This window comes from Chitinimonas sp., assembly GCF_036568685.1.
Lineage (GTDB): Bacteria > Pseudomonadota > Gammaproteobacteria > Burkholderiales > Chitinimonadaceae > Chitinimonas.
The window spans coordinates 40,852-65,037 of sequence record NZ_DATCSC010000144.1 but is presented as its reverse complement, the minus strand read 5'-3'; the positions used below and the strand labels follow the sequence as shown (position 1 = coordinate 65,037).

The window sequence follows — 24,186 nt, the reverse complement described above, 5'->3', positions numbered from 1 at the left end:
ATCCATGACTAGAGCCTAACGTTTGAATGTAACCGACCGATCAGCGCTGCTAGCGCCGATTAGCCGTAATGAGAGATCAAACAGTACCCGTTGGCTTGGCAACGAATCCCCGCTCAACATCACCATTGAACCCAACCGACTCATACAGCTGCGCTGCGCGCCAGACAGCAGCATGACCTTGCAACAATCTCGCTACCAGGCCAGCGCGAGGGCATACTCCAGAACCCATCGCCCATAGCCTTTGCCACGCTGGGCGGGGAGTGTAACCACATGCATCGATGATGCCGAGGGGTCGCAATGGCTTGATTCAAGGACACGACTTGCGTCGCTCCATGGCGGCAATCAGCTGGTACAAGCGCCGCTTATTGTATTGTTGGAGCAAGCACGGGTAGAGGTTGCCGAGCGTATTGAAAAAGACAAAGCTGAGACCGACCTTCGGCCCGTATACGCCCCAGGCATAGATAGTCAGTACCATCATCACCGCAAAGCCCACCCAGTGCGACACTTCCGCGGTCGCAATGTGCTTTTGAATATCCTTCAGCAATTGCAGGTCACGATGCTTGGGCAGCTTGATGCTGGTATTGAACATCCGTAGCGGCGTTGCCAGCAGCATCTTCCGAAACCACTCAACCCCAAGCCTTTCATACGTCTTTGAATCTGCAAACACGTAGCGGGCGCTCATCCATCCGTAAAACGGCATGCGGCGCAGCACAAGATCTGCAAGGACGCCGATGATGAACGATAGAAACATGACGGCGATGGCGTTGTTGAGAAGTTTCATTCCTTATCCATCAAGCAGTCCCAACCGTCTGGACTACGAAGGTCGCGCATGGCTTGCTCTGCAAAACATTGAAGGTAACGGCAGCCGGCACTGCGAAGCAACGGAGGGGACTCAATGTGTTGCTATTGGCTACGCAAGTCGCCGTGAAGTACACAACCCAACGTGTCGATGAGCAACACACAGCAGTAAGAAAGGCCACCAACGCTGAGGTCGGCGGCCTTTTTTACTCCTCGTCCATCACTGCGCGGTCTATCAGGCTGTCGTCTCAGCCTCGCAAGCCGCCATCATGGTCTCCGCCAGCAGGCTGTAGACATCTGCCCAGGCGTCTGCCACCTCGGGGGTGTAGTCCTCACCCAGGCCCTGGCCCAGGGTCATCAGCAATGCACCGCCCACGGTGTTGTAGTGCTCTTCGCGCACGCCGTAGCCGGCATGGCGGCGGCCCAGGTCCTGCACGGCCGGGATCAAGGCATCCAGCCGTTCCAGCATGCGTACCGCCACGCCGATCATGGTCATCAGCCGGCGGCCCTGTTCTTGCATATCGCCCTTGAACAGGCTGCGCAGGCTGGGGTCGGCAGCGAACAGGTTGGCGTAGAACAGCGCGGCGGCTTCCGGCGCCATCAAGGAGAGCTGGTCCCAGGATTCCTGCACCAGTCGAACAGTCTTTCGATTCATTGCACTGCAACCTCAAGCTCGGTGATCAAGGTGGCAGAAGCTGCTGACGCAAGGCGCCCATCCTGCCGCAGACCGGCCGAAGGCAACTGCCCTGCAGCCAGCGCACCGCATGGGTGCGAGCCGCCACCTTACGCGGCACGCCTGTGCAACAAACGGATAATTTCGCTAAGCAAAGCTTAAATTTTCAATAGCTTGTGCCAGCCCCTCGGGCGGCCGGCCCAAGCAGGGCCTTGCCCACGAGAGTGCGCGCAGCTGGCCTGATACACTGCGATACAAAAATCGCATACGATTTTATCGAAAGTGATTGACTCGTGTTTTTTGATCAGTAAACTGCATCGCATCCGATCCAATCGGAACAACCAAACACTTCAGTCACCCGATACAAGGAGCTTCACCATGAACACCACTGCCCAAGTCCTCTACACCGGCAAGACCCACACCACCGGCGGCCGCGATGGTAAATCGCGCAGCTCGGACGGCCGGCTGGACATCCAGCTGACCTCCCCCGGCGCCCGTGGCGTGGGTACCAACCCCGAGCAGCTGTTTGCCGCCGGCTGGTCGGCCTGCTTTATCGGCGCGCTGGGCCTGGCGGCCGGCGCCATGAAGGTGGCCCTGCCGGCCGATCTGGCCGTGGATGCCGAGGTAGACCTGGTGAACGACACCGGTGCCTACTTCCTGCAGGCCCGCCTCAATGTGAGCCTGCCGGGCGTGCCGCGCGACACCGCCCAGGCCCTGGTGGAAGCCGCCCACGCCACCTGCCCCTACTCCAAGCTGACGAAGGGCAATATGAACGTCGAGATCAACCTCGTTTGATGGTCAGGTAGGGCTAGACGGAAAGAGGGGGAGCAGGCCAATACGGCTTGCTCCCCCTCTGTCTTAGGCTAGCACCTGCGCCCCCGCTCGCAATCCTAGTCTCCATCCTCTCGAATCTGAATGCTTTGAGAGCAATGATAACGGGCGGTCGGGTCTGCCACCCTGAGCGCATAAACCTTGGCCCAAGTGGACTCCCAGTCGGCTTCGTCAGTCAGTGCAACGCCTGGATACGGCCCTGATGTTTGTTTGTATACACGCCAGATAGGTAGCTCAGTAGCTGCCGCAGATTCAAAGAAAGCATCGGTCAAAGTAAGGTACCAACCGCAATCCATCCCCATCGACATGTCTGTGAAACCAGCCAAGCCAACCAAGCCCCAAGGCGTACGCGGACCAAAGCCGAACTCGCAGTAAGCGATGGCGGTCGATGAATTAGGGTGCTCCAGAATGGACCAACACGGGTAAGTCTCGCCCTCTTCGCCATAATTCCATGCACGCTCCACGGCGACCGGCTCCACCAGCTGACTGCGTATGTGGGCGACCACCCGCGCATCGCGAATACCTTCGAGCTCGGCCTCCACCAGGGCGCGCAGCTGTGCGGGGGTAATGGGCATGCGGTGCGCTGGCCTAAACCTTATTCACCGAAGGCGTGGCACGGTTCATTCCCCACCCCGCGTGTGCTTGATCAGGTTGTCGCGCATGCGGTTCACATAGTTGCGCACCTCGGCGAACTCATCCGGGGCCAGGCCGGTGGCGTCCGCCAGGCTCATGCCAAAGGCACGCTCGCGCAGTGCCCGCCCAGCGGGGGTGAGGCCTACCCTGACCTGGCGCTCGTCTTCCGGGTCGCGCTTGCGGGTGACGTAGCCGGCGGCTTCCAGCTTTTTGAGGATGGGGGTCAGGGTGTTCGATTCCAAAAACAGCTTCTCGCCCAGCTCGCTCACCGTCTGATTGTCGGTCTCCCACAGCGCGATCACGGTCACGTACTGGGTGTAGGTCAGGCCCAGCTGGTCCAGCAGCGGCTTGTAGGCTTTGCCAAAGGCCAGGTTGGTGGAATAGATCGAGAAGCAGAGGAAGTCCGCCAGCTGGGGGCGGGTCTTGAAACCGTTTTCGTCCTTGGTTTGTTTGGTCGTCTTTTTCATTTCCGTCCTCTGGGCTCCGGCCCACTTACCTACGTATCTGGCAGCTATCTTGGGGATTATACATCGCACACGATTTACTCGTAATGTATTGACATGCGAAATCCCGCTCGCTACTATCCGGCTCATGCGATTACCTCGCATACGATATATATAGATGCCTAGCAGACAAATAACAAGACCCTCTCCGCCACCGTTGCCAGGAAACACCATGAGCTACCCGCAAGCCGTACCGCCCAGCCCCAGCAGCTGGCCCGCCAAATTGTTACCGCAAGACCTGCTGCTACTGGTCGCCCGCGTTGGCATCGCCTCGGTCTTCTTTCTCTCCGGCCGTACCAAGGTCAGCGGTCTGTTGACCATCAAGCCCGCCACCTACGAGCTGTTCCGTTCCGAATACGCCCTGCCCCTGCTCCCCCCTGAGCTGGCCGCCCAGCTGGCCACCTACGCCGAGCACCTCCTCCCCCTGCTGCTGGTCGCCGGCCTGTTTACCCGCTATGCCGCCGCCGCGCTGCTGGCCATGACCGCGGTGATCGAGATCTTTGTCTACCCCGACGCCTGGTCGGTGCACCTGAGCTGGGCTGGCCTGTTGCTGCCGCTGCTTGCCCACGGTGCCGGCGCCTGGTCGCTCGATCGCCCGCTGCAAGCCGCCTTCCGCCCTGCCCGCCGGGTCTTTTTTTAAATCATCAATATCGCATGCGATGTTATCGCTTTCGATATAGATAAACCGCAAGCCCACCCAACCAACGGAGAGACCACCATGAAACCGCAATACGCCACCTTTGCCGCCGCCCTCGCCCTGTCGCTGAATGCCTTTGCCGCCGCCCCCAGCGGTACCGCCGAGCAGCCCAAGCCCATGGAGAAGTGCTACGGCGTATCCCTCGCCGGCCAGAACGACTGTGCCGCAGGTGCCGGTACCAGCTGTGCCGGTACCTCGCATACCGACTACCAGGGCGATGCCTGGACCCTGGTCGAGAAAGGCACCTGCACCAAGATCAAGACCCCCAAGGGTTACGGCTCGCTCAAGCCGCAATAAGCCCGCCACCACCCATAGGGAACGAACCATGAAACAACTTACCCTCTTCTCCGCCCTCGCCCTGGCCTTTGCCGCCGGCGCCCAAGCCCAGCCGGCCACCCCACCCGGCGCGACCAACGTGGTCATCGTCCCCGGTGCCTTTGTCGATGGTTCCGGCTGGCGGGTGGTGCACGACATCCTCTACCAGAAGGGCTACAAGGTCACCGTGGTGCACCAGTCGCACAGCACGCTGGACGACGACGTGGCCGCCACCCGCGAGATCCTCGACCAGCAGGTCGGCCCCACCGTGCTGGTGGGCCATAGCCTGGGCGGTTCGGTCATCACCGTGGCCGGTGTGCGCGCCAAGGTGCAGGCTCTGGTCTATGTAGCGGGCTTTCTGCCGGACGTGGGCGAGAGCACCGGCCAGTTGGCCGAATCCATGCCCGTCGTGAGCAACGACATCATCCCCACCCGCGACGGCCACCTCTTCTTCAACCCGGCCAAGTTCGGCGCCGACTTTGCCGGCGACCTGACCGAGAACCGCACCAACTTCATGGCCATCTCGCAGGTACCCGCCACCGCCGCCGTGTTTGGTGCGCAGAACTGGGTGGCCGCCTGGCGCGACAAGCCCAGCTACGGGATTGTCGCCACCGAAGACCACGCCCTGAACCCGGACCTGCAGCGCTGGATGTACCAACGCGCCGGCGCCAAGGTCACCGAGATCAAGGCCAGCCACGCGGTCTATATCTCCCAACCCGAGGCCGTGGCCAAGGTGATCGAGGAGGCCGCCCGCAACGTAGGTGCCGCTCCGAATCCGACCACCAAGCCGACCCAAGTCTCTCGTATCAACACGCCGATGCGTGATCGCTGATCCCCGTTTAACCCGCAGCACCCAAACCCAACCCAAGGAAAACACCATGAACACCGCTTCCCGCTTCAGCCTGGCCGCCGCAGCCGCCGCCATTGCCCTCTCCTCGCTGGCCTTTGCCGATGGCTCCAGCTCCACCGAGCCCACCGTGAAGGAACAGCCGGGCCGCTGCTACGGCATCAATACCTGCAAGGGCACCAGCCTGTGCGCCACCGCTCACAACGACTGCAAAGGCCTCAACAGCTGCAAGGGCGAAGGCGTTCTGGTCCGTACCAAGACCGAGTGCCTGAACGCTGGCGGCACCCTGACCGAGCCGAAGTAAACCCGAGTGCGAGCCTGGTCCCAGCCGGGTTCGCCTCCCCGCCAACAAGCCGAGGTACAGACTATGCCTGCATCCCTCTCCCCCTTCCCCGGCTACGGCCTGGGGCTGCGCAAGGAACACTACCGCGACTTTCTGGAAAGCGCCGTGCCAGTGGATTTCGTCGAGGTGATCTCCGAGAACTACATGGTGCCCGGCGGCCAGCCGCGCCATATCCTGCGCCAGGTACGCGAGCGCTATCCGGTCGCGCTGCATGGGGTCTCGATGTCCATCGGCTCGGCCGACGGGCTGCGCCTGGACTACTTGCAGCGGCTCAAATCACTGGTGGACGAGATCGAACCTCTCTTTGTATCCGACCACCTTAGCTGGTCGCGCATCGACCAGTTCAACTCGCACGACCTCCTGCCCCTGCCCTACACCGAGGAAGCACTGGACCGCGTCTGCGCCAACGTCGCACAAGCACAGGACGTGCTGGGCCGGCCCATGTTGATCGAGAACCCATCGAGCTACCTGAGCTTCCCCGGCGCCATGCAGGAGTGGGAATTCCTCGCCGCCATGAGCCACCGCACCGGCTGCTACCTGCTGCTGGATGTGAACAATGTCTATGTCAGCGCCCAGAACCATGGCTTTGATGCCCACACCTTCCTGGAGGGCCTGCCGCATGAGCGGGTAAGGCAGATCCACCTGGCAGGCCACAGCCAGGGCGAACATTTGCTGATCGACACCCACGACCAGGCGGTCAACGCCAGCGTCTGGTCGCTCTACGCCTGGGCGGTCGCCCTGGTCGGCCCGGTCGCCACCATGATAGAGCGCGACGACCGCATCCCCCCACTGCACGAGCTACTGGACGAACTGGCACTGGCCCGCACACTGGGCGTGGCCGCCGGGCGGCAACGTCGCCAGTACCACCGGGAGGAGGCCCTCCATGCTGGCTGAACTGCAGCGCGACTTTCGCCACTGGCTGATCCAGGCCTTACCCGATGCCGCCGAGCGCCTGGGAGGCGAGGCCGGCCTTGCCATCTATCAGAACAACTACCGCACCCAGCTGGTGGGTAGCCTCAAGGCCAGCTACCCCTTGCTGCAGCAATGGCTGGGCGAGGCCCGCTTTCTGGCCACCGCGGTCTGGCATATAGACCGGCACCCACCGCATGCCTGGACCTTGGACGCCTACGCCGAGGGCTTTGAGACCACCCTGATCGAACGCTTCCCCGACAACCCGGACGTGCATGAACTGGCCTGGCTGGAAGCCGCGCTGGGGCAGGCCTTTGTGGCGGCCGACGCCGCACCACTGCCGGCAGCATTGCTGGCCGAGATCGACTGGGAGCGCGCCCGCCTGCAGCTCACACCTTCGCTGCAGTGCCGCGACATCTGCACCAATGCCGAGGCCATCTGGTCCGCGCTGTGGCAGGAACAAACGCCACCGGAGGCCGAGATGCTAGCCGAACCAGCTGGACTGACCGTCTGGCGGCGCGACCATACCTGCCAGTTGCGGCAGGTGGACACCCTTGAGCTGGCAGCCCTGCAACAGCTGCAGATCGATGGCAGCTTTGCCGCCCTGTGCACCCTGCTGGTCAGCCTCTTGGGCGAGGCCGAGGGCCTGCAAAAGGCCGGCGCCTTGCTGGTCGGCTGGCTGGCCAATGAACTGATCGTGGGTGTGAACACTCCGTCCACGGCCGAGGTAATGCACCATGACTGAACCCCACCATGCCCGCCGCCGCTTTCTGGCCGGCGCCACGGCCAGCCTCGCCGGCCTTGCACTTGCCCAGCTACCCAAGGCCGCAGCGGCCAGCGCGCCAATCCGACCGGCCGCGCAGCCGCCGCTGAGCATCAAGCAGGTGCAGACCGATGTGCTCGATATCGGCTACCACGAGGCAGGCCCGGAAGACGGCCGCCCCATCCTGCTGCTGCACGGCTACCCCTACGATATCCATAGCTACGCGGCGGTCATCCCACGCTTGGCGGCACAGGGCTACCGCGTGGTGGTGCCGTATCTGCGTGCCCATGGCAGTACCCGCTTTCTGAACGCCGCCACGCCGCGCCTGGCCGAGCAGGCCGCGCTAGGCCAGGATGTGATCGATCTGATGGACGCGCTGCATATCCCCGAGGCGGTACTGGCCGGCTTTGGCTGGGGTGGCATCGCCGCCTGCGCAGCGGCCGCATTGCGCCCCAGCCGCTGCGTGGGCCTGCTCACCGTCAACGGTTATCTGCTGGATGACCCAGCACAACCCGGCCCCGCCCAGCCGGCGGACTTCGAAGCCCGCCGTTGGCAGCGCTACTACCTGGCGACAGAGCAAGGCCGCAGCGGCCTTTTGGCTGACCGCGTGGCACTGGCTCGCCGCAACTGGCTGGCCCAGTCACCGCACAGCCGCTTTGATGCCGCCCTGTTCGAGCACAGCGCCCAAGCGTTGGACAACCCGGACCATGTGGACGTGGTGATCAACACCCACCGCTATCAGCTGGGTCTTGCCGCCGGCCAGGCGGACTACGCCAACAAGGCCGCCAAGCTCGCCCTGCTGCCGCCAATCACCGCCCCGGCCATCACCCTGGCAGGCAGCCTGGATGGCACGGTGGCCGACCCAGGCAGCGCGCCACCCGCCGGCCGATTTACCGGCCCGCATCGCCACCAGCGCCTGGAAGGCGTAGGTCATGTGGTACCACAAGAGGTACCCAAGGTATTTGCTGCCGCCGTTACCGCGCTGGTGCAGCAAGGCAAGTGGCGAAGCTGAGCACAACCCCGGCGCAAAGCTGAAGCCGACTTCAAGGCGGGCCATTGCGGCCCGCCGTCATAGCCGGCATGCTGGCGGTTCCAACATAGCCCCTGGCCAGCATGAATACCTTTATCGCCCTCCTGCGCGGCATCAATGTCGGCAAGGCCAAGCGCATTGCCATGGCCGATCTACGCGCCATGCTCGAAGCGCTCGGCCACCACAACCCGCGCACCCTGCTCAATAGCGGCAATGCCGTGTTCGAGAGCAGCCAGAGCGACTGCGCCGCCATGGCCAAGGAGCTGGAAGCCGCCATCACCGCAGGTGCGGGCTTCAGCTGCGCTGTGGTGGTGATCTCCGCAGCCGACCTCAACGCCATCGCCGCCCAGAACCCGCTACTGGACCGCGTGACCGACCCCAGCCGCCATCTGGTGGCCTTTACTGCCAGTGCGACGAACCTGCCCCTGGCCCAGCCCTTATTGGAACCAGATTGGAGCCCGGACGCCGTGGCCATCGGCGCACAGGCCATCTATCTCTGGTGCGAGGTCGGCATACTCGATTCCAAGATCCTGCCAGCCTTCAACAAACTGACCAAAGAGGCCTTCACCACCCGCAACTGGGCCACGGTGCTGAAGTTGCAGGAGATGGTTGCCGTCTAGCGGCAGGTTGATATGGCTGGTTGAGCCCACAGTATCCACTTCCTACACTGGCGGTTGTCGCCAAGGCCAGGGACACCGACCATGCAACTCAACCACCTCGACCTGCCGGTACCGGACGTGGCCATCACCGCCGCGGTGCTGACCCGTTGCCTGGATTTTGTGCCACTCAAGCCCATAGACGCCGACATGGCCCTGCTGCGCGGCGAGGGCGGCTTTGTACTGGTGCTTACCCGCGCCCGAGCGGACGAGCCGCCCTACCCCCGCGACTTTCACATCGGCTTTCTGCAACCCTCCGACCAGGCGGTGTGGGACGCCTACCGGCGGCTGCAGACCCAAGGCGTGGACCTGCCCATGGAGCCACGCAGCGCCTATGGGGCGCTGGCCTTTTACTTTCCGCTACCGGGCGGGGTGACCGTGGAGATCAGCCACCGGGGGTAAGCCCCAAGGCGCGCCTTGATCCCTCCACCACCGTCACCGCGGCCGGCACTGACCACGATAACCTCTTCCGCATCCTCTGCGGCCACCGCCACACCGCCCAGGCCATAGAACCGACCGGGACACAGGCAGAGTCGGGCGGGGTATTCGAGCGGCATACAGGCAAGAGGTGCAGGGGAATGGTGCCAAGCGTGCCGGCTTATGCGCCGGCAGAAAAGCCTGCACTGGTGCAAACCCTCCAGCCTCGCTAGGATGCGCAACGCTCTTGCACACCAAGCTCATGCACAAAGTGGGTGGGTTGCAGCCCAGGCCCGTCCGGCGAATGACGGCCTGAGGCAGAACAAAACCAAAACTAGCTATGCAGGAAGAGGGAGAATATGGACATCACTTGCCCCAAGTGCGCCTACGTGCGCCTGCCGACGGATACCAACCCGGCCTGGCAATGCCCCGGCTGCGGCGTGGCCTACAACAAGGTGCCGGCAAAATCCGAGGGCGCGGCCGCCGAACCCGAGCTCCAATACACCGTGGTCGATGATGGTACCGACAACGGCAAGCGCCGCATCTGGCTGCTACTGGGGCTGCTGCTGATACTGACCGGCATACTGGCCTACCGCCACTTTACCGCCGACCAAGCCACAGAACCGGTCACCAAGGCCGCCAAGGCGCCCTCCGGCAAAGTAGGCGGCACAGCCGCTGCCAATACCAAGCGTGTCGTCCAGAACGACTACGACGCCGACTTTCACACCCTGCAGGTCTTTCTGGATAGCTGGGAAGCCGCACTTGAAGGCGCCTATAAAGCCAGCCGCACCCTACCTCCGTCTGGCCTTGATACCCCAGAATACAAGGCCGCCATGGCGCGGCTGGACGAGCTGCAGCGCGGTTGGCGCACACTGCAATTTCGCAGCCAGTGCTACCGCAATAACCAGGCGCTGTTCTCCGACGTACTGCTGACAGGTAGATCCCATATCAACACCTACGCCACCGCTGCCGTCATCCCCGAGGATGTCGCGTCCGCCCGCATGGTGCAGCACTTCCGCGACAACATAAACGCCTGCCTGCCCAAGAACCAGCAGCTGACGGAATAAGCGCCACCCATCCCTACTACCCAAGCCGGGCCTAGCGCCCAGCCTTGGCCTGGGCGGCCAGCGCATCGATGGCGGCCACCACCGCCTCCGGTTTGTCCCGCTGGATATAGTGGCCGGAGCCCGCTACCGGCTCAACCTGGCGCGCGCCGGTCAGGCGCAGCCAGTCCTGCTCGTCCACCTTCACCATGCGCTCAAAGGCACCGCGCTCGTAGAGGTCGTAGTCGGTGCGGGTCAACACCTTGGCCGGCAGGGCCAGCGGTGCCTGCGCCATCAGCTTGTCGGTGCACTCGGCCTGCTGGTCAAACTCGCGCCGCATCACCGCAGAGAAACGCGTGGCTCGCAGTACCTCCACCATATGCGCACTGGTCGGTACCTCGGCCTGCATATGCTGCCAGTGGCGTGGGTGGGTGGCATCCACCAGCACCAGGCCGGCCACCTCCTGCGGGTAGAGCTGGGCGTAGGCATACTGGTAGAGCCCGCCTAAGGAGTGCCCCACCAGCACATAGGGTGGTGACAAGCCTTCCGCGTGCAGCAGCGCGTGCAGCGCCACCGCCACGCTGCAGGGGTCGCGCGGCAGGGTGCTGTCGGCACTGTCGCCATAGCCGGGCCGGTCGTAGGCCAGCACGGTGTAGCGCGGCGAGAGGCGCGATACCAGCGGCGCCCAGGCCGCCTTGCCATCCCCCAACCCGGCCTGCAGCACCACCGTGGGCTGGCCGCTGCCTATGCGGGTATAGGCCACCGAACCGGTGGTGCTGCGGTAGACGTGGGTGGTGGGGACGCTGGCACAACCAGCGAGCAGGAGGCCAGCCAGCAGCAAGGTGGTTGCCGTTCCGCGCTGTTCGGCGATGGTCGTTTTCCAAGTCATGGCTGCCGATCCAATCAAGTGGGGCTAACAGCGTAGTTGAGGCTGTCCTAAGAGCAGCTTAAGCACCTCGCCACCCTGTATCCCATCAAAGCCGCCGCAGCAGCTCGCGGAACAAATCCTGGTTCAAGCCATACTGCAGGCTCAGCTTGTCGGCTTCGTACCAGTCCTCGTCGGCCTCCAGGTGCGGGCCGACCAGCACCACCTTGCCCTGGCCAAAACGGCTGGCCTGGGCAGCAATGCGGCCACTCTTGCTATAGCGCGCCAGCACTTCAACGCCCTTGCCGGCCTGCTTGCCAAACTGCGGGCCGCTCTGGTTGTAGACCATGCGGCTCAGCTTGCCCCATTGCAGCTTCAGGAGCGAAGGCGCGGCACTGGCCGATTCGGACGACAGCTCGGCATTGTTGATCAGCCCGTAGGCCGGCTTCTTGTCGGCGGCCGAGCTATAGCGCGCCGCGAGGTAGGCCCCTGCGCAGATGCCCAGGTAGCTGCCGCCCTCCTGCACAAACTCGCGTATAGCCTTCACCTGCTCGGTCGAGAGTGCATCCAGGGTCTCGTCGATATCGTCCGAGCCGCCGGGCTGCACATAGACCTCCATATGGGCCAGCTTGTTGGCGGTGAGGGTGTGCTCGTTCAGGTAGACGACCTTATCGCCCTGCGCCGAGAAGAAGGTGGCGACCGTCTCTGCACAGCCATCACAGGTCCCCGCGCCGTTGAAGATGCCTACCGTCCTGGCGTGGGCCAGGCCGGTGGTGAACAGAAGCATGCAAAACAAGCGGCGGAGCATCATGGGGCGCAATCTCATGGAAAGGTATGGTGAAAAGATAGACAGCCCGCAACGCAGGCCCTGGCTATGGATCATGCCGGCCACGCTACGTTCCCGACACATTCACCTTCCAGCACCTTATCGCACCTACCCCAAGGCCAGCTTAAGCACCTGTCTGGTATCCCAGCACTACCTTTACACCCCCAGCCCGCTTCTTTACCCCGTCTTTACCCCGCCCTCCCTAGCATGCAGGCCTTTCCCGAACGCAATACCCGAAAGGTTCTCTCCCCATGCGTACCACCGTCCTCGCCACCCTCGTCACCAGCGCCCTGTTTGCCATACCCACCCTGGCTGCCGATGCACCGGCGCCGGAATACACCTTCAGCGGCAATGTGGCCGTGACCTCGGACTATGTCTTCCGTGGCATTACCCAGACCAACCACCACGCAGCCATCCAGGGCGGGCTGGACTATGCCCACCAGAGTGGCTTCTACGCCGGCCTGTGGGGCTCCAGCATCAGCTGGCTCGCCGATCAGGGCAGCGGCAGCTACCCGACCGAGGTGGATGTCTACGGCGGCTACAAGGGCAGCATTGTGGATGGCGTGGGCTATGACGTGGGCGTGCTGAGCTACTACTACCCCGGCACCCGCAACCCCGGCGTGAGCAGCCCCAACACCACCGAGCTGTACGCGGGTCTGAGCTACCAGTGGGCCTCGTTCAAGTATTCGCGCTCCACCGGCAACCTGTTTGGCTGGGCCGGTAGCAACGGTGCCAACACCCACGGCAGCAGCTACTACGACCTGACTCTGGCCCCGACCATTGCCGAGGACTGGACCCTGCAAGCCCACCTGGGCCGCCAGACCGTGGCACACCGCAAGAGTGCCAGCTACACCGATTGGCGCCTGGGTGTAAGCAAGGACGTGGGCTTTGGCACCCTGAGCCTGAGCTACACCGATACCAATGCCGAAGGCGACGTGGGTCAGGACTACCGCAATGCCTTTGGCAAGGACATGGGCAAGCAACAGGTAGCCGTGACCTTCAGCAAGACCCTTTGATCACTGGCGCACACGCTGTGATCAGCGCAAACGATTAACCGAGTGGCGAAAACCAGACGCCGGCGGCCGGGGCGCCCAAACCCGGGCCGCACTCCCATGGGCCGATCTCACAGGATCGGCCTATTTTTTGTCTCGATCCACGGCCTTGCACAAGCGATATGTCATTCCGGGGCATAAGGCTGCAAGCGCGCATCCAGCAAGCTCCCGGCGGTCTCGTCGGCATGTTGCTCAGCCCAGAAAACGGTGAGCCGGTGCTTCTCCACCACCTCGTCCAGCGCCCTGCCCCGCTCCAGCAGGCTGTAGACCTCCACCCCATCGCCCGGTGCACCGTCCAGTCGAACCAGGTCGTACAGCCCTACAAAGCGCCAGTTCACCTCGGCACCATCGGCGTTCAAATAGCTCGCGTGCTGCGCCTCACCCAAGGTCAGTGCCTTCTGGTAGGCGTCTTCGGCCGTTTCCGCCTCGATCAGCCGTATCTGCCGGTCGAATAGACGCTTGCCCGCAGCCAGGCCCGCCACTTCGCATGCCACCACCAGTACCGCCACATACCAGGCCACGTTTCCCCCTTTAGGGTCATCCCTGCCAAGCTGCTTTCTGCTCAAATCGTCAATTGGCGACAAACCCGTGGCCCACGCATAGGCGCGGGCGCCAGCTTGCACTATGCTGGCTATCGGCCAGGAGCAACAAATCCTTTAGCGCCGTTTCCCACCCGAGGTCCCCGCATGCATTCTCGCCGCTACCTGGCCGTCATGGCCTCCGCCCTGGTCCTCATTGGCGCGCTGGCGCTGGCCATCATCGGTCCCTTCCACTGGCTGTGGATACTGCCGGCCGCGGCGCTCACCCTGCTGGGTACCTACGATCTGCTGCAAACCCGCCACGCAGTGCTGCGCAACTACCCTATCTGGGGCCATCTACGCTATTTCTTCGAGTTTATCCGGCCCGAGATCCGCCAGTACTTCGTCGAGGACGAGAACGAGCAGACGCCCTTCTCGCGCAAGCAGCGCAGCATTGTCTACCAGCGCGCCAAGGGTGAGAACGAAAGCCGCCCCTTCGGTACCGACCTAGACGTGATGGCCGACAACTACGAATGGGTGGGCCACTCGCTCGCGCCCACCAAGCTGGCCGGCTCAGACTTCCGTGTCACCGTTGGCGCCGGTCGGGACCAGCCTTACGCTATTTCGGTCTACAACATCTCGGCCATGAGCTTTGGTTCGCTCTCTGCCAATGCCATCCAGGCGCTCAACCAGGGCGCCGCCATGGGCAAGTTCGCGCACGACACCGGCGAAGGCTCGATCTCGCCCTACCACCGTGCCGGCGGCGGCGATCTGATCTGGGAGCTGGGCTCGGGCTACTTCGGCTGCCGCAACGAGGATGGCAGCTTCAGCCCAGAGCGCTTCGTAGAGCAGGCCTGCACCGAGCAGGTCAAGATGATCGAGATCAAACTCTCGCAAGGCGCCAAGCCTGGCCACGGGGGCGTGCTGCCCAAGGCCAAGATCAGCCGCGAGATCGCCCTTACCCGCGGCGTCAGCATGGGGCAGGACTGTATCTCGCCGGCCAGCCATAGCGAGTTCAGCACCCCGGTGGGGCTGCTCGAGTTCGTCGAGCGGCTGCGTACGCTCTCCGGCGGCAAGCCCACTGGCTTCAAGCTCTGCGTGGGCCACCCCTGGGAATTTTTTGCCATCGCCAAGGCCATGCTGCAGACCGGCATCACCCCCGACTTTATCGTGGTGGATGGCGCAGAGGGCGGTACCGGTGCCGCACCCATGGAGTTCAGCGACCATGTGGGCACGCCGCTGCAGGAAGGCCTCCTGCTGGTACACAACACCCTGGTCGGCATCGGCCTGCGTGATCGCATCCGCATCGGTGCATCGGGCAAGGTCATCACCGCCTTCGACATTGCCCGTACCCTGGCGCTGGGGGCCGACTGGTGCAACGCGGCGCGCGGCTTCATGTTCGCCGTGGGCTGCATCCAGGCGCAGAAGTGCCATACCGACCGCTGCCCTACCGGCGTGGCCACCCAGGACGCCGCCCGGCAGAAGGCCCTGGTGGTGCCCGACAAGGCCGAGCGGGTCTACCGCTTCCACCACAACACCCTGCACGCCCTGCAGGAGCTGGTCCAGGCCGCCGGCCTGCAGCACCCTTGCGACCTGGGCCCGCAGCACATCGTGCGGCGCGTCTCCAGCCACGAGGTCAAGCGTCTTTCCGAGCTGCTGGGCTACCTGGAGCCAGGCGAGCTGCTGACCGACGGCCCCTGCCGGCTGGAGGTCTTCAACCGCTACTGGCCGCTGGCGAGCGCGGAGAGTTTCCAGCAGGTTTACAGCCAGCCCCAGGCCGCGTAACGGAAAGTTCATCACCCCGGCTATCAAGCCGGCTTGCACTTTGACTCCCTGGCAACTAAACCGATCAGCAAACAAGAATGCTGTTCGGTCCAGGGAGGAATCATGCCGCAGCCCATCGCGCGCCCAGGTGTGCGCCCCGCTCTGCCTCCAGGCGGCTAGACCCGTGCCGCCGCTCCATAGCTTGCTGCTCAACAGCCTGCTGCTCATCTACGCCGCCATGCTGGGCGTGGTGCTGTTCCGGCTGTTCAACGGCCGCATCAACCTGCGCGGCATGCTGGGCAGTGGCGATACCGCCATCGACCCCGAGCGCGTGCAATTGCTGATTGTCTGGCTCGCTGGCGTCGCCACCTATGCCGCCAAGGCGCTCGCCACCTTGCACAGCGCACAGCCCCAGCTACCCGACGTCCCCCAGGAACTGATCGCCCTCACCGCCGCCAGCCAAGGCATCTACCTGGTCGGCAAATACACCCGCAACCGGAGGAAGTAGCCTCATGAATACGCCTGCCCATGCAGAGAGCATCCTGCTCTATACCCTGGCCATCAGCTACCTCGCCATTGTGCTGGTGGCGTTGTACAAGGTGCTCTATGTCCCCAACCTCAGCAAGCTCCTGTGCGAGCCGGACGGCAAGGCCTCCATCTCGCGCTTTCAGCTCTTTGTCTTCACCCTGGTGATCTCCGGCCTCTACCTCGCGCTCAGCATCGAGGCCGGCCAATTGATCGACGTGCCCAATGGTGCGCTCACCCTGCTGGGCATCAGCGGCGGCAGCTTTCTGATCTCCAAGGGCATCAAGCCCGGTGACGGCGGCAACACCGGCGGGAATGACCAGGCGGGCGGCCAAGGCGGCAACCCGCAGGGCGGCCAGGGCGGCGCGGCCCAATAGCCTGCAACTTGACTGCTGCTGATCCCCTAGGAGCCTTCCATGAGAATCTGGCTGATCTCACTCCTCCTCTTGCTGGGGGGCGCCGCTACCGCGGCAGATTGCAGCAGCATGTTGCAGGCCATTGGCGAGCCCGTGATCAAAGGCGACCGGGACGAGCTGACCGGGCTGCTATGCCGCGAGGGCTATGTGCTGGTGCACGACAACGCACTCAGAACCCCGGTCTGGGTGGTTGAGCACCTCACCCCGGCGCGCTTTGCCGGCACGGCCGACCGCAAAAAGCTGGGGGAGCCCTTTGCAGCAGACAGCGAGCTGCCCGAGGGCAAGCGCGCCGAGAAGCCGGACTACGTCAACAGCGGCTACGACCGCGGCCACATGGCCCCGGCAGCCGACATGAAGTGGAGCGACAACGCCATGGTGCAGAGCTTTCTACTCTCGAACATGGCTCCCCAGCAGGGGCAGGACCTCAACCGCCATATCTGGGCCGACCTGGAAGAAATGGTGCGTAACTGGACCTGCGAGCGCGGTGACCTGTACGCCATCACCGGCCCCATCTACGACCAGCCGGGCAAGACCATCGGCGCCGACAAGGTGGCCGTACCCAGCGCCTTCTTCAAGATGGTGGTGGACCTGGGCCGACGGCGCGTGATCAGCTTTATCCTGCCCAATGCGCGCGTACCCAAGCAGGGCAAACCGCCGGCCGAGGTACTGCAGCCCTATATCGTCACCGTGCGGGAGGTGGAAGAGCGTAGCGGCATGCACCTCTTGAGCGCCCTGGCCCCACGCGAGCAGCGCCGGCTGGCGACGCTGCGCTCGGTCATGTGGCCTGTACGACAGCCTTGCGCCAGCTAAGGTGCCGCCTGGTGAATAAGGCTGCAGCCCCGTGCCGGCTGAGGCCTTAGCTAGCGAACAGGGTATCCAGGCGCGCAGCACTCTCTGCGCTCACCGGCAGCATGGGTGGCCGTAGCGCGTTCTGGATCAAGCCCTCGCGGGCGAGCACATACTTCACCGGCGCCGGGTTGGGCTCCATAAAGGCGGCCTGTATCCATGGCACCAGCCGCAGGTAGGCGGCGCGGCCTTCTGCCAGCCTACCGGCCTGAATGGCCCGCCAGGCGGCCACAAACTCCTCGGTGCGCACATGGGCGGTGGCGGCAATGGCGCCCTGCCCGCCCAGGCACCAGTTGTTGAACATCTGCAGGTCGTCCCCTGCCAGCACCGCCAATCGCCCGTCGCGCACCAGCGCCAGGGTGCTATCCAGCGATCCGGCGCAGTCCTTCACCGCCTTGATATTGGGGTGGGCCGCCAGCGCCAGCAGGGTGGGTATCTCCAGCCGTACGCCAGTGCGGTAGGGGATGTCATAGATCACCAGCGGGTGGGGGCTGGCATCGGCCAGGGTGGTGAAGAACTGCAGGATGCCGGCCTGGCTGGGGCGCACATAGTAGGGGGCCGGCACCAGTATGCCCGCCAGCGGCAGCGTGCCCAGTTGGCGCAGGCGCGGCAGCATGGCGGCCGGGTCGTTGCCGGAGAGCCCTGCCACCACCGGCAGCCCTTCGGCCGCCGCCAGCACGGTGGCCAGCACGGCATCCTGTTCCACTTCGCTCAGGGTCGAGGGCTCGCCCGTGGTGCCCAGTGCCACCAGGCCGGCCACGCCAGCCTGCCGGTAGCGCGCCACCAGCCGGCGCAAGGCCGCGTGGTCCACCTCGCCTTGGGCGAAGGGCGTGATAAGAGGTACCCAGATACCGGTAAAGACTGCCATGCCATGTACTCCATAAAGACCGCGTAGAACCGGTCAGCGGGACGGCAGGCAAGGCGGGAGAAGGGCGACCTGGTCTGTTCCGTCACATCTGACGGAACAGCGCTCCGGTCAGATGAGCCGCTGTTTTTTCGCTTTTTTTGCTGCGACGCAAGGCCGTGCCAAGCCCGCGCCGAGGGTGGCGCTGGCAAAGAAGAAGGTGGCGTGGGCGGCTTGCATGCATACTACCCTAGCGCAAATTGCTGCAGCGTGCACGCGCTGCCATGCGGTAGCGGTCCCAATCGCAGATCGGCATACACTTTGCTCAAGGTCAGCCCTATGCCAGCCGCGCTCACGCCCGAGGCGCGGCTGCGCAACCGAGTGGAGGCACATCATGCCTGTTCTCCCCCTGCGCGCACTCGCGCTTGCGACCACCCTGCCCCTGCTGAGCGCCTGCAGCAGCCTGCTGCCAGAATCCAAAAGCGTGGAAAAATCTGCCTGGCAAAGTTACGAAGATGCAGAGGCAGCGATGAACCGCATCCAGCCCCGCCGCACAAAGTTGGACGACCTGCGACGCATGGGCTTCGACCCACAGACCGGTACCAATATCGCCACCCTCAGCTATGCAGACATCCTGCGCCGCTTCTCGGCCGGCGACGGCAGCAATGTGCAACTCGACAAGGGGGTACGCAGCTGCCTGGCGCTGCCAGCCGAGTGCAGCGGCATCGAGGTCAACGCCAGCGGCGAGTACCGTGAGCGGATAGGCAGCTTCTGGCCGGACTTCCTCAACTTCCGTCGCGAGTGGCGCACCACCGGCTGGCGCTTCAACGCCATCATCCTGCTCAAGAGCAATGTGGTGGTCTACCGCACCTGGGGCGGTAAGCCCAATATCGACAAGCTGGACAAGACCAACAACCCGCTGGGGCCACTGCAGGGCATGGGGGAACACGCAGCGGAGATCCGGTAGCACAGCGCGTATACACAGTGGTGATTTCCATGCACAATATACACATTGTGTATTGGAGCCCCACCATGTCCCAGCAGATCACCCTGCGCGATGCCATGCGCACCCTCAACCTCACCCGTGATGGCCTAGCCGATCGGCTGGGCGTGAGCAAGCGCGCCATGGATAGCTGGTTGCTACCGGACGATTCCAACGAGCACCGCAGCATGCCCACCGTGGTGGAGCGCTTTATTGCCGAGATCCTGCACAGCGGCCCAAAATCTACACAGAGCGTACAGTCACGCAGCAGCGTCGCCGGCTCGGCCCATTTGCTCTCGGTCGAACAGTTCTCGCGCGATTCGCTCGAAGACCTCTTCCGCCTGGCCGACCAGATGCAGCCCATCGCCCGCCGGCAGAAGATCTGCCGCGTGCTGGAAGGCGCCGTGCTGGCCAACCTGTTCTTCGAGGCCAGTACCCGCACCCGCATCAGCTTTGGTTCGGCCTTTTGCCGGTTGGGTGGCTCGGTGTGCGATACCACCGGCTTTACCTTCAGCAGCATGGCCAAGGGCGAATCGATCTACGACACCAGCCGCGTGGTGAGCGGCTATGTGGACGCCATGGTGGTACGTCACCCGGACCTGGGCGCGGTGGCCGAGTTCGCCCAGGCTACCCACATACCAGTGGTGAACGGCGGCGACGGCCCCGGCGAGCACCCCACCCAGGCCCTGCTGGACCTCTACACCATCGAGCAGGAATTCTCGCGGCTCAACAAGCTGATCGACGGCAGCCATATCGCCCTGGTGGGCGACCTCAAGCATGGTCGCGCGGTGCACTCGCTGGCCAAGCTGCTGGGCCAGTACCGTGGGCTCAAGATATCCCTGGTCGCCCCCGCTGCCCTGGCCCTGCCAGACACCATTGCCAACCTGGCGGCGCGCAACGGCAACGTGATCGAGTCGTTCGACAGCCTCGCCGATGGCCTCGCCGGTGCCGACGTGGTCTACGCCACCCGGGTGCAGAAGGAACGCATGGGTGGCGAGGTGATCGAGGGCTATAGCGCCGACTTCCAGCTCAACCTGGCGGCCGTAGAAGCCTGGTGCAAGCCCGACGTGGTGCTCATGCACCCGCTGCCGCGCGACAGCCGCCCCGGTGCCAACGACCTCTCTACCGACCTCAACCACGACCCGCGCCTGGCCATCTTCCGCCAGACCGACAACGGCATACCGGTGCGCATGGCCATCTTCGCCCAGCTCATGGGCGTAGCCGACCAGATCCCCCACAGCCTGCGCGAGCCGGCCTGGCGCCACCCGCACCAGGTGGGGCCGGATGATGCGGGGTTCCATACGCTGGACTGAGGCCGCGCACCGGGCCGATATACGGCGGAACGGACGCCGAACGGTTGGCTGCCGGGCTGCAAGGCCAGGCCGGCGGCGTCAGTTCACCGGGCTATCGCCACCAAAGGTCGCCTTGATCTGCGCCACCATATCGGCCACCTCATCGTCAGTGCGCCCGTCCAGGCCCTTGTTCCAGGCGTCCAGGATGTTTTGCTGGGCGGCCTGGGCGTGGGCACCACCGGGCATCGGTGCCCCCAATGCGCCATTCTTCAGCTGGGTGCTGGCCTGGGCATGCAGGCCGGCAACCAGGTTGGGGAGTGCACTATTGAGGGCGTCCGAAATGGTTTCGTCTGCAACCGCCGGTGGCAGGGGGCTGATCAGCGTCTTGGGCGTATCGGTCCGCGGTGCATCCAGCCAGATGTCCGCAGTGCCAAAATGCAAGGCCTTGGCAACGCGCTGGCCCAGCAAGGGCTTTTTCTGACTCTGTCCGAATTTGTCGCACAGGAAGGCCAGCAAGGAGGTGTGGTCGTAGACCGGCTTGCCGCCTCCCATCTTGAGCACGCCCGGCTTGATCCAGGGTGAAACCAGCACCGCGGGTACGCGCACGCCCAGCCGCTTGAAGTCAAAGTTCACATCGGCCTGGTCGCTATCGGGCGGGCGGGTCGAACCTGGTTGCACGTGATCGTAAAAGCCGCCGTGTTCGTCATACAGCACCACCAACAGGCTGTTTTTCCATACCTGCTCGTTGGCACGCAGGGTGTTGTAGACATCCGCGATCAAGGCATCGCCACGGCGGGCATCCTCTGGCGGGTGCTGCGAATTCGCCTTGGCGAGGTTGCTGCTGTAGTTGGGCTCGACCCAGCTGAACGCCGGTAGCTTGTTGGCCGCAACATCCGACTTGAATTGGTTCATGGATGCGCGTGGGCTGGCACCCTTCAAGAGCACGCTGAGCGGTACCAGATAGTCGCTGTAGATCTGGTGCATGCCGGCAGGCAGCACCGAGAAGATGCTGTTCTTGCCCAGCTGCGCACCAATCGAGCGTACGGCGGTTAGCCCGCCCAAGGGGCCATCGGGCATCAGCATACGGCCGTGGCAGCTCCCCATCATGGCAAAGAACCGGTTAGGCCAGGTCGGCCCAGGTACCGAAGCATGCCAGCGATCGCACACCGTAAAGGCCTGGGCCAAGCCATGCAGCCCGGGCAGATCGCCCCAGCAGAAGTAGTCCATGACCGTCTGAACCAAGGCCTGTTGCTGCTCGGGGGACTGATCGGAAAACCCCTCCAGCGACCTCGCGGTGGTCAGCGCATCGTGTGCAAATCCGCTCATGTCGATTGCCGCCCCCAACTGGGTCTGGACGTTGGCAAATTCATGCTTGGGGTCGAACGCCAAGGGCAAACGGAAATTGCTGCGGGCGGTCTGTGGGTAAGGTCGACCGCCGGGTTCGATCACATTGCTACGCGCAGGCCCCGCACCATCACAGTCCGCATAGCCCTGCTGCGCCGGCAGCGCGCCCAGCATATGGTCGAACGACCGGTTTTCCAGCATCAGCACAACCACATGCTGAATCTGCTGCACGCTTGGGTGCATCTCCATCATCTTCCTCCTGAAATTTCGCCTCGCCGGCCGCGTACCACGCAGATGCGTGATCGCGGGCGGTCAAAGCAACCAGCCCTGTTTAGCCGCTTTATAGATAGGTACCCAAGCCCATACAACTCACTTCAGGCACAGGGTACCCAGCGTTCGCCATGCAGATCAGCGGTAAGCGGTGCTGGCGGACCGAAGGCGCAGCGCGCTATCGCCAGCGGCCAACGGAGGCGACGCTCAAACCGCCCCTTGCCCAAGGCGCTGGGTCATGGCCTCACCCCAGGCCCGCATGTGCCGGCGGAAACGGGCATCAACCACTGCCACAAGGGCCAGTCATAAGAAGACAGCCCCCTGGTTCTGGTTGGCATACCCGCCTATGCTGGCAGCGTTAAACCGCAGGGCAGACCAACAATGACCAGGCAACAAACCACTACCCGCATCGCCACCCCGCTCCTGCTTGGCCTGGTGCTCTCCCTTGGTGCCGGCCAGCCAACCTTGGCCGATACCGCCACCAGGCCCAGCGCCGGCCTCGATTCGTCCCGCTATAAAAGTAATCCCATCTTTGTCTTCTTCGAGAACTACATCCTCGACGTGATCGGCCAACTGCCGCCCGAGAAGTCCAAGGCCATCCAGGGCATGAATCTGCAGAAGGTCTTCAAGACCAAGGCGAGCGAATGGCACCAGGTCATGCACGAGACCCTGGGCCTCTCCGGCACCATCGATATCGCCATCCTCGACCTCTGGTACCGCAACAAGGAAGCCCTGGCAGCCAAGGGCACGGACTATGCGCCCCAGCAGTTTGCCGTGGAGTTCACCGACGCCTACCTCAAGCCCGGCAGCCAGGTCGATGTATGGCCGCCCGGCGCACTGGACGCAGCCAAGCAGCGCATCGCCGCCTACCGCGCCGCACACTGAGGCAAGCAGGTCCAGCCCACCGCCAGCGGCGCAGGCCACCATTGCCCACTATGCTGCCTACGGTAAACCGCACAACACGAAAGCGAAGTCGCCATGCATGCCGATGAACAAGCTGTCCGCGCCCTGCTGGCCACCTGGATCGGCGCCGTCAACGCCGGCGACCTCAACCACCTGCTCACCCTGATGACCGACGACGCGGTCTTCCTCTGCCCCGGCCAACCGCCCTTTGGCAAGGAAGGCTTCCCCAAGGGCTTCACCGAAGGCCATCGGCTCTACCAATTGCGATGCACCAGCGAGATTGAAGAGCTCTACCTGATCGACGACCTCGCCTACACCGTCTGCCGCGATACCCTCACCCTTACCCCGCGCGAGGGTGGCGAGACCATGATCCTGGCCGGCAACCGCCTTACCATCTACCGCAAGCAGGCAGACGGCCGTTGGCTGCTGGCGCGCGATGCCCATACGCTGACCTGAGCGGCCCTCCTCTACCCCTGCAGCAACAGGCCCCCAGTTCAAAACCGACGAACGGTTAAATATTTAGCTTGCTAATCGTTATCGTCGTAAGTATATTGCAGCCCATGGAAGCGCAACGCAGCAAACAGGGCCACTAACAAAACCCAGCGAAGCGATTCTGGCTAGGCGTGCAAGCGAAGACAGTACAGGTGGTACGGCAAGCTTGCACAACAACGCCAGAAGGGTTTTGTTAGTGGCCGGAGCGAAGCGCGGACTGCTCGGCAGGCTGGACAACAGGAAACGGTAAGCAGAGCGCAGTGCGAGTTAAGAACCAACTTTAAAGTTAGCGCGCAAATAGTTAACGCAGCTGCAAAGTTGGCAACGTGATCCAAGAATTCCACCAGTTACCCACATTGAAAGGAAACATCATGAAAACCATCGCCAAGCTCATCGCCGCTACCGTTGTTGGCCTGACCGCTACCTACGCCACCGCAGCAGAAACCACCTACACCGACACCGTCCGCCACAGCTCGGTCGCCTTCTACGGCGCCGAACAAGTGGGCAACGTGTCGCCGGACAATACCGATGCCTACCGCCGTACTGCTGCCAAACCACGCAGCGGCGAATACATCCTGGTGGCCGGCAAGGCCAAGCACATCAGCCCGGACAACACCGATGCCTTCCGCCGTGCCGGCTACGTGCCCGAGCAAGGCCGCAGCAACAACCTGATCAAGCTGGCCGCTGTTGAACTTCGTTGAGTCACCAGCGCCTGAAGTAAGTTGATTTACCCCTCGGCGGGTCTCACCACCCGCCACCGCTTGGCCCTGCCAGGCATGCTGTCTCACT

30 protein-coding genes are annotated in these 24,186 nt (G+C 63.6%); 21 read left to right on the top strand and 9 right to left on the bottom strand.

Features of this window, described 5'->3' with window-relative positions:
* Window positions 1–307: 307 nt before the first annotated feature.
* Entirely contained in the window at window positions 308–781 is a 474-nt protein-coding gene (locus tag VIM95_RS21065) for a hypothetical protein (RefSeq protein WP_331989671.1), read from the bottom strand.
* Window positions 782–1,033: 252 nt separating this feature from the next.
* On the bottom strand, window positions 1,034–1,453 hold the full coding sequence (locus VIM95_RS21060; RefSeq protein WP_331989669.1) for a globin family protein: 420 nt from the start codon (window positions 1,451–1,453) through the stop codon (window positions 1,034–1,036).
* Window positions 1,454–1,849: 396 nt separating this feature from the next.
* On the opposite strand from VIM95_RS21060, the gene VIM95_RS21055 reads away from it, so the two are divergent.
* Entirely contained in the window at window positions 1,850–2,266 is a 417-nt protein-coding gene (locus tag VIM95_RS21055) for an organic hydroperoxide resistance protein (RefSeq protein ID WP_331989667.1), read from the top strand.
* Between the two features lie 95 nt (window positions 2,267–2,361).
* On the opposite strand, the gene VIM95_RS21050 is transcribed toward VIM95_RS21055, so the two are convergent.
* The gene (locus VIM95_RS21050) at window positions 2,362–2,877 is read right to left on the bottom strand and encodes a hypothetical protein (protein WP_331989665.1); all 516 of its coding nucleotides are present in this window, start codon (window positions 2,875–2,877) and stop codon (window positions 2,362–2,364) included.
* A 45-nt stretch (window positions 2,878–2,922) separates the two neighbouring features.
* The gene (locus VIM95_RS21045) at window positions 2,923–3,402 is read right to left on the bottom strand and encodes a MarR family transcriptional regulator (protein ID WP_331989663.1); all 480 of its coding nucleotides are present in this window, start codon (window positions 3,400–3,402) and stop codon (window positions 2,923–2,925) included.
* 208 nt (window positions 3,403–3,610) lie between these two features.
* Here VIM95_RS21045 and VIM95_RS21040 point away from each other — a divergent pair, with 208 nt between their 5' ends.
* From VIM95_RS21040 to VIM95_RS20995, 10 genes are all read left to right on the top strand, one after another.
* Window positions 3,611–4,078 carry a DoxX family protein gene (locus VIM95_RS21040; protein WP_331989661.1) on the top strand — a complete coding sequence of 156 codons (468 nt, stop codon included), beginning with the start codon at window positions 3,611–3,613 and terminating at the stop codon, window positions 4,076–4,078.
* A 78-nt stretch (window positions 4,079–4,156) separates the two neighbouring features.
* Complete coding sequence (locus tag VIM95_RS21035) at window positions 4,157–4,432, top strand: DUF2282 domain-containing protein (RefSeq protein ID WP_331989659.1); 276 nt, start codon at window positions 4,157–4,159, stop codon at window positions 4,430–4,432.
* Window positions 4,433–4,460: 28 nt separating this feature from the next.
* Window positions 4,461–5,282 carry an alpha/beta hydrolase gene (locus tag VIM95_RS21030; RefSeq protein WP_331989657.1) on the top strand — a complete coding sequence of 274 codons (822 nt, stop codon included), beginning with the start codon at window positions 4,461–4,463 and terminating at the stop codon, window positions 5,280–5,282.
* 46 nt (window positions 5,283–5,328) lie between these two features.
* On the top strand, window positions 5,329–5,601 hold the full coding sequence (locus VIM95_RS21025) for a hypothetical protein (RefSeq protein WP_331989655.1): 273 nt from the start codon (window positions 5,329–5,331) through the stop codon (window positions 5,599–5,601).
* Window positions 5,602–5,664: 63 nt separating this feature from the next.
* Window positions 5,665–6,534, top strand: coding sequence for a DUF692 domain-containing protein (locus VIM95_RS21020; RefSeq protein ID WP_331989653.1), 870 nt, complete (start codon window positions 5,665–5,667; stop codon window positions 6,532–6,534).
* Window positions 6,524–7,294, top strand: a complete 771-nt coding sequence (locus tag VIM95_RS21015) for a DNA-binding domain-containing protein (protein WP_331989651.1) — start codon at window positions 6,524–6,526, stop codon at window positions 7,292–7,294. The genes VIM95_RS21020 and VIM95_RS21015 overlap by 11 nt, the downstream gene beginning before the upstream one ends.
* Window positions 7,287–8,324 carry an alpha/beta hydrolase gene (locus VIM95_RS21010; protein ID WP_331989649.1) on the top strand — a complete coding sequence of 346 codons (1,038 nt, stop codon included), beginning with the start codon at window positions 7,287–7,289 and terminating at the stop codon, window positions 8,322–8,324. Before VIM95_RS21015 ends, VIM95_RS21010 begins: the two co-directional genes overlap by 8 nt.
* Window positions 8,325–8,425: 101 nt before the next feature.
* The gene (locus tag VIM95_RS21005; protein WP_331989647.1) at window positions 8,426–8,962 is read left to right on the top strand and encodes a DUF1697 domain-containing protein; all 537 of its coding nucleotides are present in this window, start codon (window positions 8,426–8,428) and stop codon (window positions 8,960–8,962) included.
* An 81-nt stretch (window positions 8,963–9,043) separates the two neighbouring features.
* Window positions 9,044–9,400, top strand: a complete 357-nt coding sequence (locus VIM95_RS21000) for a VOC family protein (RefSeq protein ID WP_331989645.1) — start codon at window positions 9,044–9,046, stop codon at window positions 9,398–9,400.
* 374 nt (window positions 9,401–9,774) lie between these two features.
* Window positions 9,775–10,482 carry a hypothetical protein gene (locus VIM95_RS20995; RefSeq protein WP_331989643.1) on the top strand — a complete coding sequence of 236 codons (708 nt, stop codon included), beginning with the start codon at window positions 9,775–9,777 and terminating at the stop codon, window positions 10,480–10,482.
* A 31-nt stretch (window positions 10,483–10,513) separates the two neighbouring features.
* On the opposite strand, the gene VIM95_RS20990 is transcribed toward VIM95_RS20995, so the two are convergent.
* Window positions 10,514–11,347 (bottom strand): alpha/beta hydrolase, encoded by an 834-nt coding sequence (locus tag VIM95_RS20990; protein ID WP_331989641.1) that lies wholly within the window; start codon window positions 11,345–11,347, stop codon window positions 10,514–10,516.
* Window positions 11,348–11,432: 85 nt separating this feature from the next.
* Window positions 11,433–12,110: a BPL-N domain-containing protein gene (locus VIM95_RS20985; RefSeq protein WP_331989639.1), complete on the bottom strand. Its 678-nt coding sequence runs from the start codon at window positions 12,108–12,110 to the stop codon at window positions 11,433–11,435.
* Between the two features lie 290 nt (window positions 12,111–12,400).
* Here VIM95_RS20985 and VIM95_RS20980 point away from each other — a divergent pair, with 290 nt between their 5' ends.
* Complete coding sequence (locus tag VIM95_RS20980; RefSeq protein WP_331989637.1) at window positions 12,401–13,165, top strand: TorF family putative porin; 765 nt, start codon at window positions 12,401–12,403, stop codon at window positions 13,163–13,165.
* Window positions 13,166–13,326: 161 nt separating this feature from the next.
* Here the strand turns inward: VIM95_RS20980 and VIM95_RS20975 are convergent, their stop codons facing one another.
* Window positions 13,327–13,722 carry a DUF4288 domain-containing protein gene (locus VIM95_RS20975; protein ID WP_331989635.1) on the bottom strand — a complete coding sequence of 132 codons (396 nt, stop codon included), beginning with the start codon at window positions 13,720–13,722 and terminating at the stop codon, window positions 13,327–13,329.
* Between the two features lie 165 nt (window positions 13,723–13,887).
* On the opposite strand from VIM95_RS20975, the gene VIM95_RS20970 reads away from it, so the two are divergent.
* The 4 genes from VIM95_RS20970 (at window position 13,888) to VIM95_RS20955 (ending at window position 17,234) form a co-directional block, all read left to right on the top strand.
* The gene (locus tag VIM95_RS20970; protein WP_331989633.1) at window positions 13,888–15,504 is read left to right on the top strand and encodes an FMN-binding glutamate synthase family protein; all 1,617 of its coding nucleotides are present in this window, start codon (window positions 13,888–13,890) and stop codon (window positions 15,502–15,504) included.
* 163 nt (window positions 15,505–15,667) lie between these two features.
* Window positions 15,668–15,991, top strand: a complete 324-nt coding sequence (locus VIM95_RS20965; protein ID WP_331989631.1) for a hypothetical protein — start codon at window positions 15,668–15,670, stop codon at window positions 15,989–15,991.
* Window positions 15,992–15,995: 4 nt separating this feature from the next.
* The gene (locus VIM95_RS20960) at window positions 15,996–16,385 is read left to right on the top strand and encodes a hypothetical protein (protein ID WP_331989629.1); all 390 of its coding nucleotides are present in this window, start codon (window positions 15,996–15,998) and stop codon (window positions 16,383–16,385) included.
* A 39-nt stretch (window positions 16,386–16,424) separates the two neighbouring features.
* Window positions 16,425–17,234, top strand: coding sequence for a DNA/RNA non-specific endonuclease (locus tag VIM95_RS20955; RefSeq protein WP_331989627.1), 810 nt, complete (start codon window positions 16,425–16,427; stop codon window positions 17,232–17,234).
* A gap of 46 nt (window positions 17,235–17,280) precedes the next feature.
* Here the strand turns inward: VIM95_RS20955 and dapA are convergent, their stop codons facing one another.
* Window positions 17,281–18,138 (bottom strand): 4-hydroxy-tetrahydrodipicolinate synthase, encoded by an 858-nt coding sequence (dapA, locus tag VIM95_RS20950; protein ID WP_331989625.1) that lies wholly within the window; start codon window positions 18,136–18,138, stop codon window positions 17,281–17,283.
* Between the two features lie 370 nt (window positions 18,139–18,508).
* Here dapA and VIM95_RS20945 point away from each other — a divergent pair, with 370 nt between their 5' ends.
* Complete coding sequence (locus VIM95_RS20945) at window positions 18,509–19,081, top strand: hypothetical protein (protein ID WP_331989623.1); 573 nt, start codon at window positions 18,509–18,511, stop codon at window positions 19,079–19,081.
* 65 nt (window positions 19,082–19,146) lie between these two features.
* Window positions 19,147–20,409, top strand: a complete 1,263-nt coding sequence (locus VIM95_RS20940; protein ID WP_331989621.1) for an aspartate carbamoyltransferase — start codon at window positions 19,147–19,149, stop codon at window positions 20,407–20,409.
* A gap of 78 nt (window positions 20,410–20,487) precedes the next feature.
* On the opposite strand, the gene VIM95_RS20935 is transcribed toward VIM95_RS20940, so the two are convergent.
* Window positions 20,488–21,984, bottom strand: coding sequence for an alkaline phosphatase family protein (locus VIM95_RS20935; protein WP_331989619.1), 1,497 nt, complete (start codon window positions 21,982–21,984; stop codon window positions 20,488–20,490).
* A gap of 399 nt (window positions 21,985–22,383) precedes the next feature.
* On the opposite strand from VIM95_RS20935, the gene VIM95_RS20930 reads away from it, so the two are divergent.
* The 3 genes from VIM95_RS20930 to VIM95_RS20920 all read left to right on the top strand — a co-directional run bounded on the left by VIM95_RS20930 (window position 22,384) and on the right by VIM95_RS20920 (window position 24,098).
* Window positions 22,384–22,887 carry a hypothetical protein gene (locus tag VIM95_RS20930; protein WP_331989617.1) on the top strand — a complete coding sequence of 168 codons (504 nt, stop codon included), beginning with the start codon at window positions 22,384–22,386 and terminating at the stop codon, window positions 22,885–22,887.
* Window positions 22,888–22,980: 93 nt separating this feature from the next.
* Complete coding sequence (locus tag VIM95_RS20925; protein ID WP_331989615.1) at window positions 22,981–23,361, top strand: SgcJ/EcaC family oxidoreductase; 381 nt, start codon at window positions 22,981–22,983, stop codon at window positions 23,359–23,361.
* A gap of 407 nt (window positions 23,362–23,768) precedes the next feature.
* Complete coding sequence (locus VIM95_RS20920) at window positions 23,769–24,098, top strand: hypothetical protein (RefSeq protein WP_331989613.1); 330 nt, start codon at window positions 23,769–23,771, stop codon at window positions 24,096–24,098.
* The last annotated feature ends 88 nt before the right edge of the window (window positions 24,099–24,186 follow it).

Bases quoted from the DNA above. Each gene is read 5' to 3' on its own strand.
- VIM95_RS21000 (WP_331989645.1), top strand. From the start codon at position 9,044: ATGCAACTCAACCACCTCGACCTGCCGGTACCGGACGTGGCCATCACC.
- VIM95_RS20990 (WP_331989641.1), bottom strand. From the start codon at position 11,347: ATGACTTGGAAAACGACCATCGCCGAACAGCGCGGAACGGCAACCACC.
- VIM95_RS20985 (WP_331989639.1), bottom strand. From the start codon at position 12,110: ATGCTTCTGTTCACCACCGGCCTGGCCCACGCCAGGACGGTAGGCATC.
- VIM95_RS20930 (WP_331989617.1), top strand. From the start codon at position 22,384: ATGACCAGGCAACAAACCACTACCCGCATCGCCACCCCGCTCCTGCTT.
- VIM95_RS20920 (WP_331989613.1), top strand. From the start codon at position 23,769: ATGAAAACCATCGCCAAGCTCATCGCCGCTACCGTTGTTGGCCTGACC.
- VIM95_RS20955 (WP_331989627.1), top strand. From the start codon at position 16,425: ATGAGAATCTGGCTGATCTCACTCCTCCTCTTGCTGGGGGGCGCCGCT.
- VIM95_RS20960 (WP_331989629.1), top strand. From the start codon at position 15,996: ATGAATACGCCTGCCCATGCAGAGAGCATCCTGCTCTATACCCTGGCC.
- dapA (WP_331989625.1), bottom strand. From the start codon at position 18,138: ATGGCAGTCTTTACCGGTATCTGGGTACCTCTTATCACGCCCTTCGCC.
- VIM95_RS21060 (WP_331989669.1), bottom strand. From the start codon at position 1,453: ATGAATCGAAAGACTGTTCGACTGGTGCAGGAATCCTGGGACCAGCTC.
- VIM95_RS21050 (WP_331989665.1), bottom strand. From the start codon at position 2,877: ATGCCCATTACCCCCGCACAGCTGCGCGCCCTGGTGGAGGCCGAGCTC.
- VIM95_RS21065 (WP_331989671.1), bottom strand. From the start codon at position 781: ATGAAACTTCTCAACAACGCCATCGCCGTCATGTTTCTATCGTTCATC.
- VIM95_RS21040 (WP_331989661.1), top strand. From the start codon at position 3,611: ATGAGCTACCCGCAAGCCGTACCGCCCAGCCCCAGCAGCTGGCCCGCC.
- VIM95_RS21020 (WP_331989653.1), top strand. From the start codon at position 5,665: ATGCCTGCATCCCTCTCCCCCTTCCCCGGCTACGGCCTGGGGCTGCGC.
- VIM95_RS21030 (WP_331989657.1), top strand. From the start codon at position 4,461: ATGAAACAACTTACCCTCTTCTCCGCCCTCGCCCTGGCCTTTGCCGCC.
- VIM95_RS20940 (WP_331989621.1), top strand. From the start codon at position 19,147: ATGTCCCAGCAGATCACCCTGCGCGATGCCATGCGCACCCTCAACCTC.
- VIM95_RS20980 (WP_331989637.1), top strand. From the start codon at position 12,401: ATGCGTACCACCGTCCTCGCCACCCTCGTCACCAGCGCCCTGTTTGCC.
- VIM95_RS21005 (WP_331989647.1), top strand. From the start codon at position 8,426: ATGAATACCTTTATCGCCCTCCTGCGCGGCATCAATGTCGGCAAGGCC.
- VIM95_RS20995 (WP_331989643.1), top strand. From the start codon at position 9,775: ATGGACATCACTTGCCCCAAGTGCGCCTACGTGCGCCTGCCGACGGAT.
- VIM95_RS21025 (WP_331989655.1), top strand. From the start codon at position 5,329: ATGAACACCGCTTCCCGCTTCAGCCTGGCCGCCGCAGCCGCCGCCATT.
- VIM95_RS20925 (WP_331989615.1), top strand. From the start codon at position 22,981: ATGCATGCCGATGAACAAGCTGTCCGCGCCCTGCTGGCCACCTGGATC.
- VIM95_RS21015 (WP_331989651.1), top strand. From the start codon at position 6,524: ATGCTGGCTGAACTGCAGCGCGACTTTCGCCACTGGCTGATCCAGGCC.
- VIM95_RS20945 (WP_331989623.1), top strand. From the start codon at position 18,509: ATGCCTGTTCTCCCCCTGCGCGCACTCGCGCTTGCGACCACCCTGCCC.
- VIM95_RS20935 (WP_331989619.1), bottom strand. From the start codon at position 21,984: ATGATGGAGATGCACCCAAGCGTGCAGCAGATTCAGCATGTGGTTGTG.
- VIM95_RS21010 (WP_331989649.1), top strand. From the start codon at position 7,287: ATGACTGAACCCCACCATGCCCGCCGCCGCTTTCTGGCCGGCGCCACG.
- VIM95_RS21055 (WP_331989667.1), top strand. From the start codon at position 1,850: ATGAACACCACTGCCCAAGTCCTCTACACCGGCAAGACCCACACCACC.
- VIM95_RS21045 (WP_331989663.1), bottom strand. From the start codon at position 3,402: ATGAAAAAGACGACCAAACAAACCAAGGACGAAAACGGTTTCAAGACC.
- VIM95_RS21035 (WP_331989659.1), top strand. From the start codon at position 4,157: ATGAAACCGCAATACGCCACCTTTGCCGCCGCCCTCGCCCTGTCGCTG.
- VIM95_RS20970 (WP_331989633.1), top strand. From the start codon at position 13,888: ATGCATTCTCGCCGCTACCTGGCCGTCATGGCCTCCGCCCTGGTCCTC.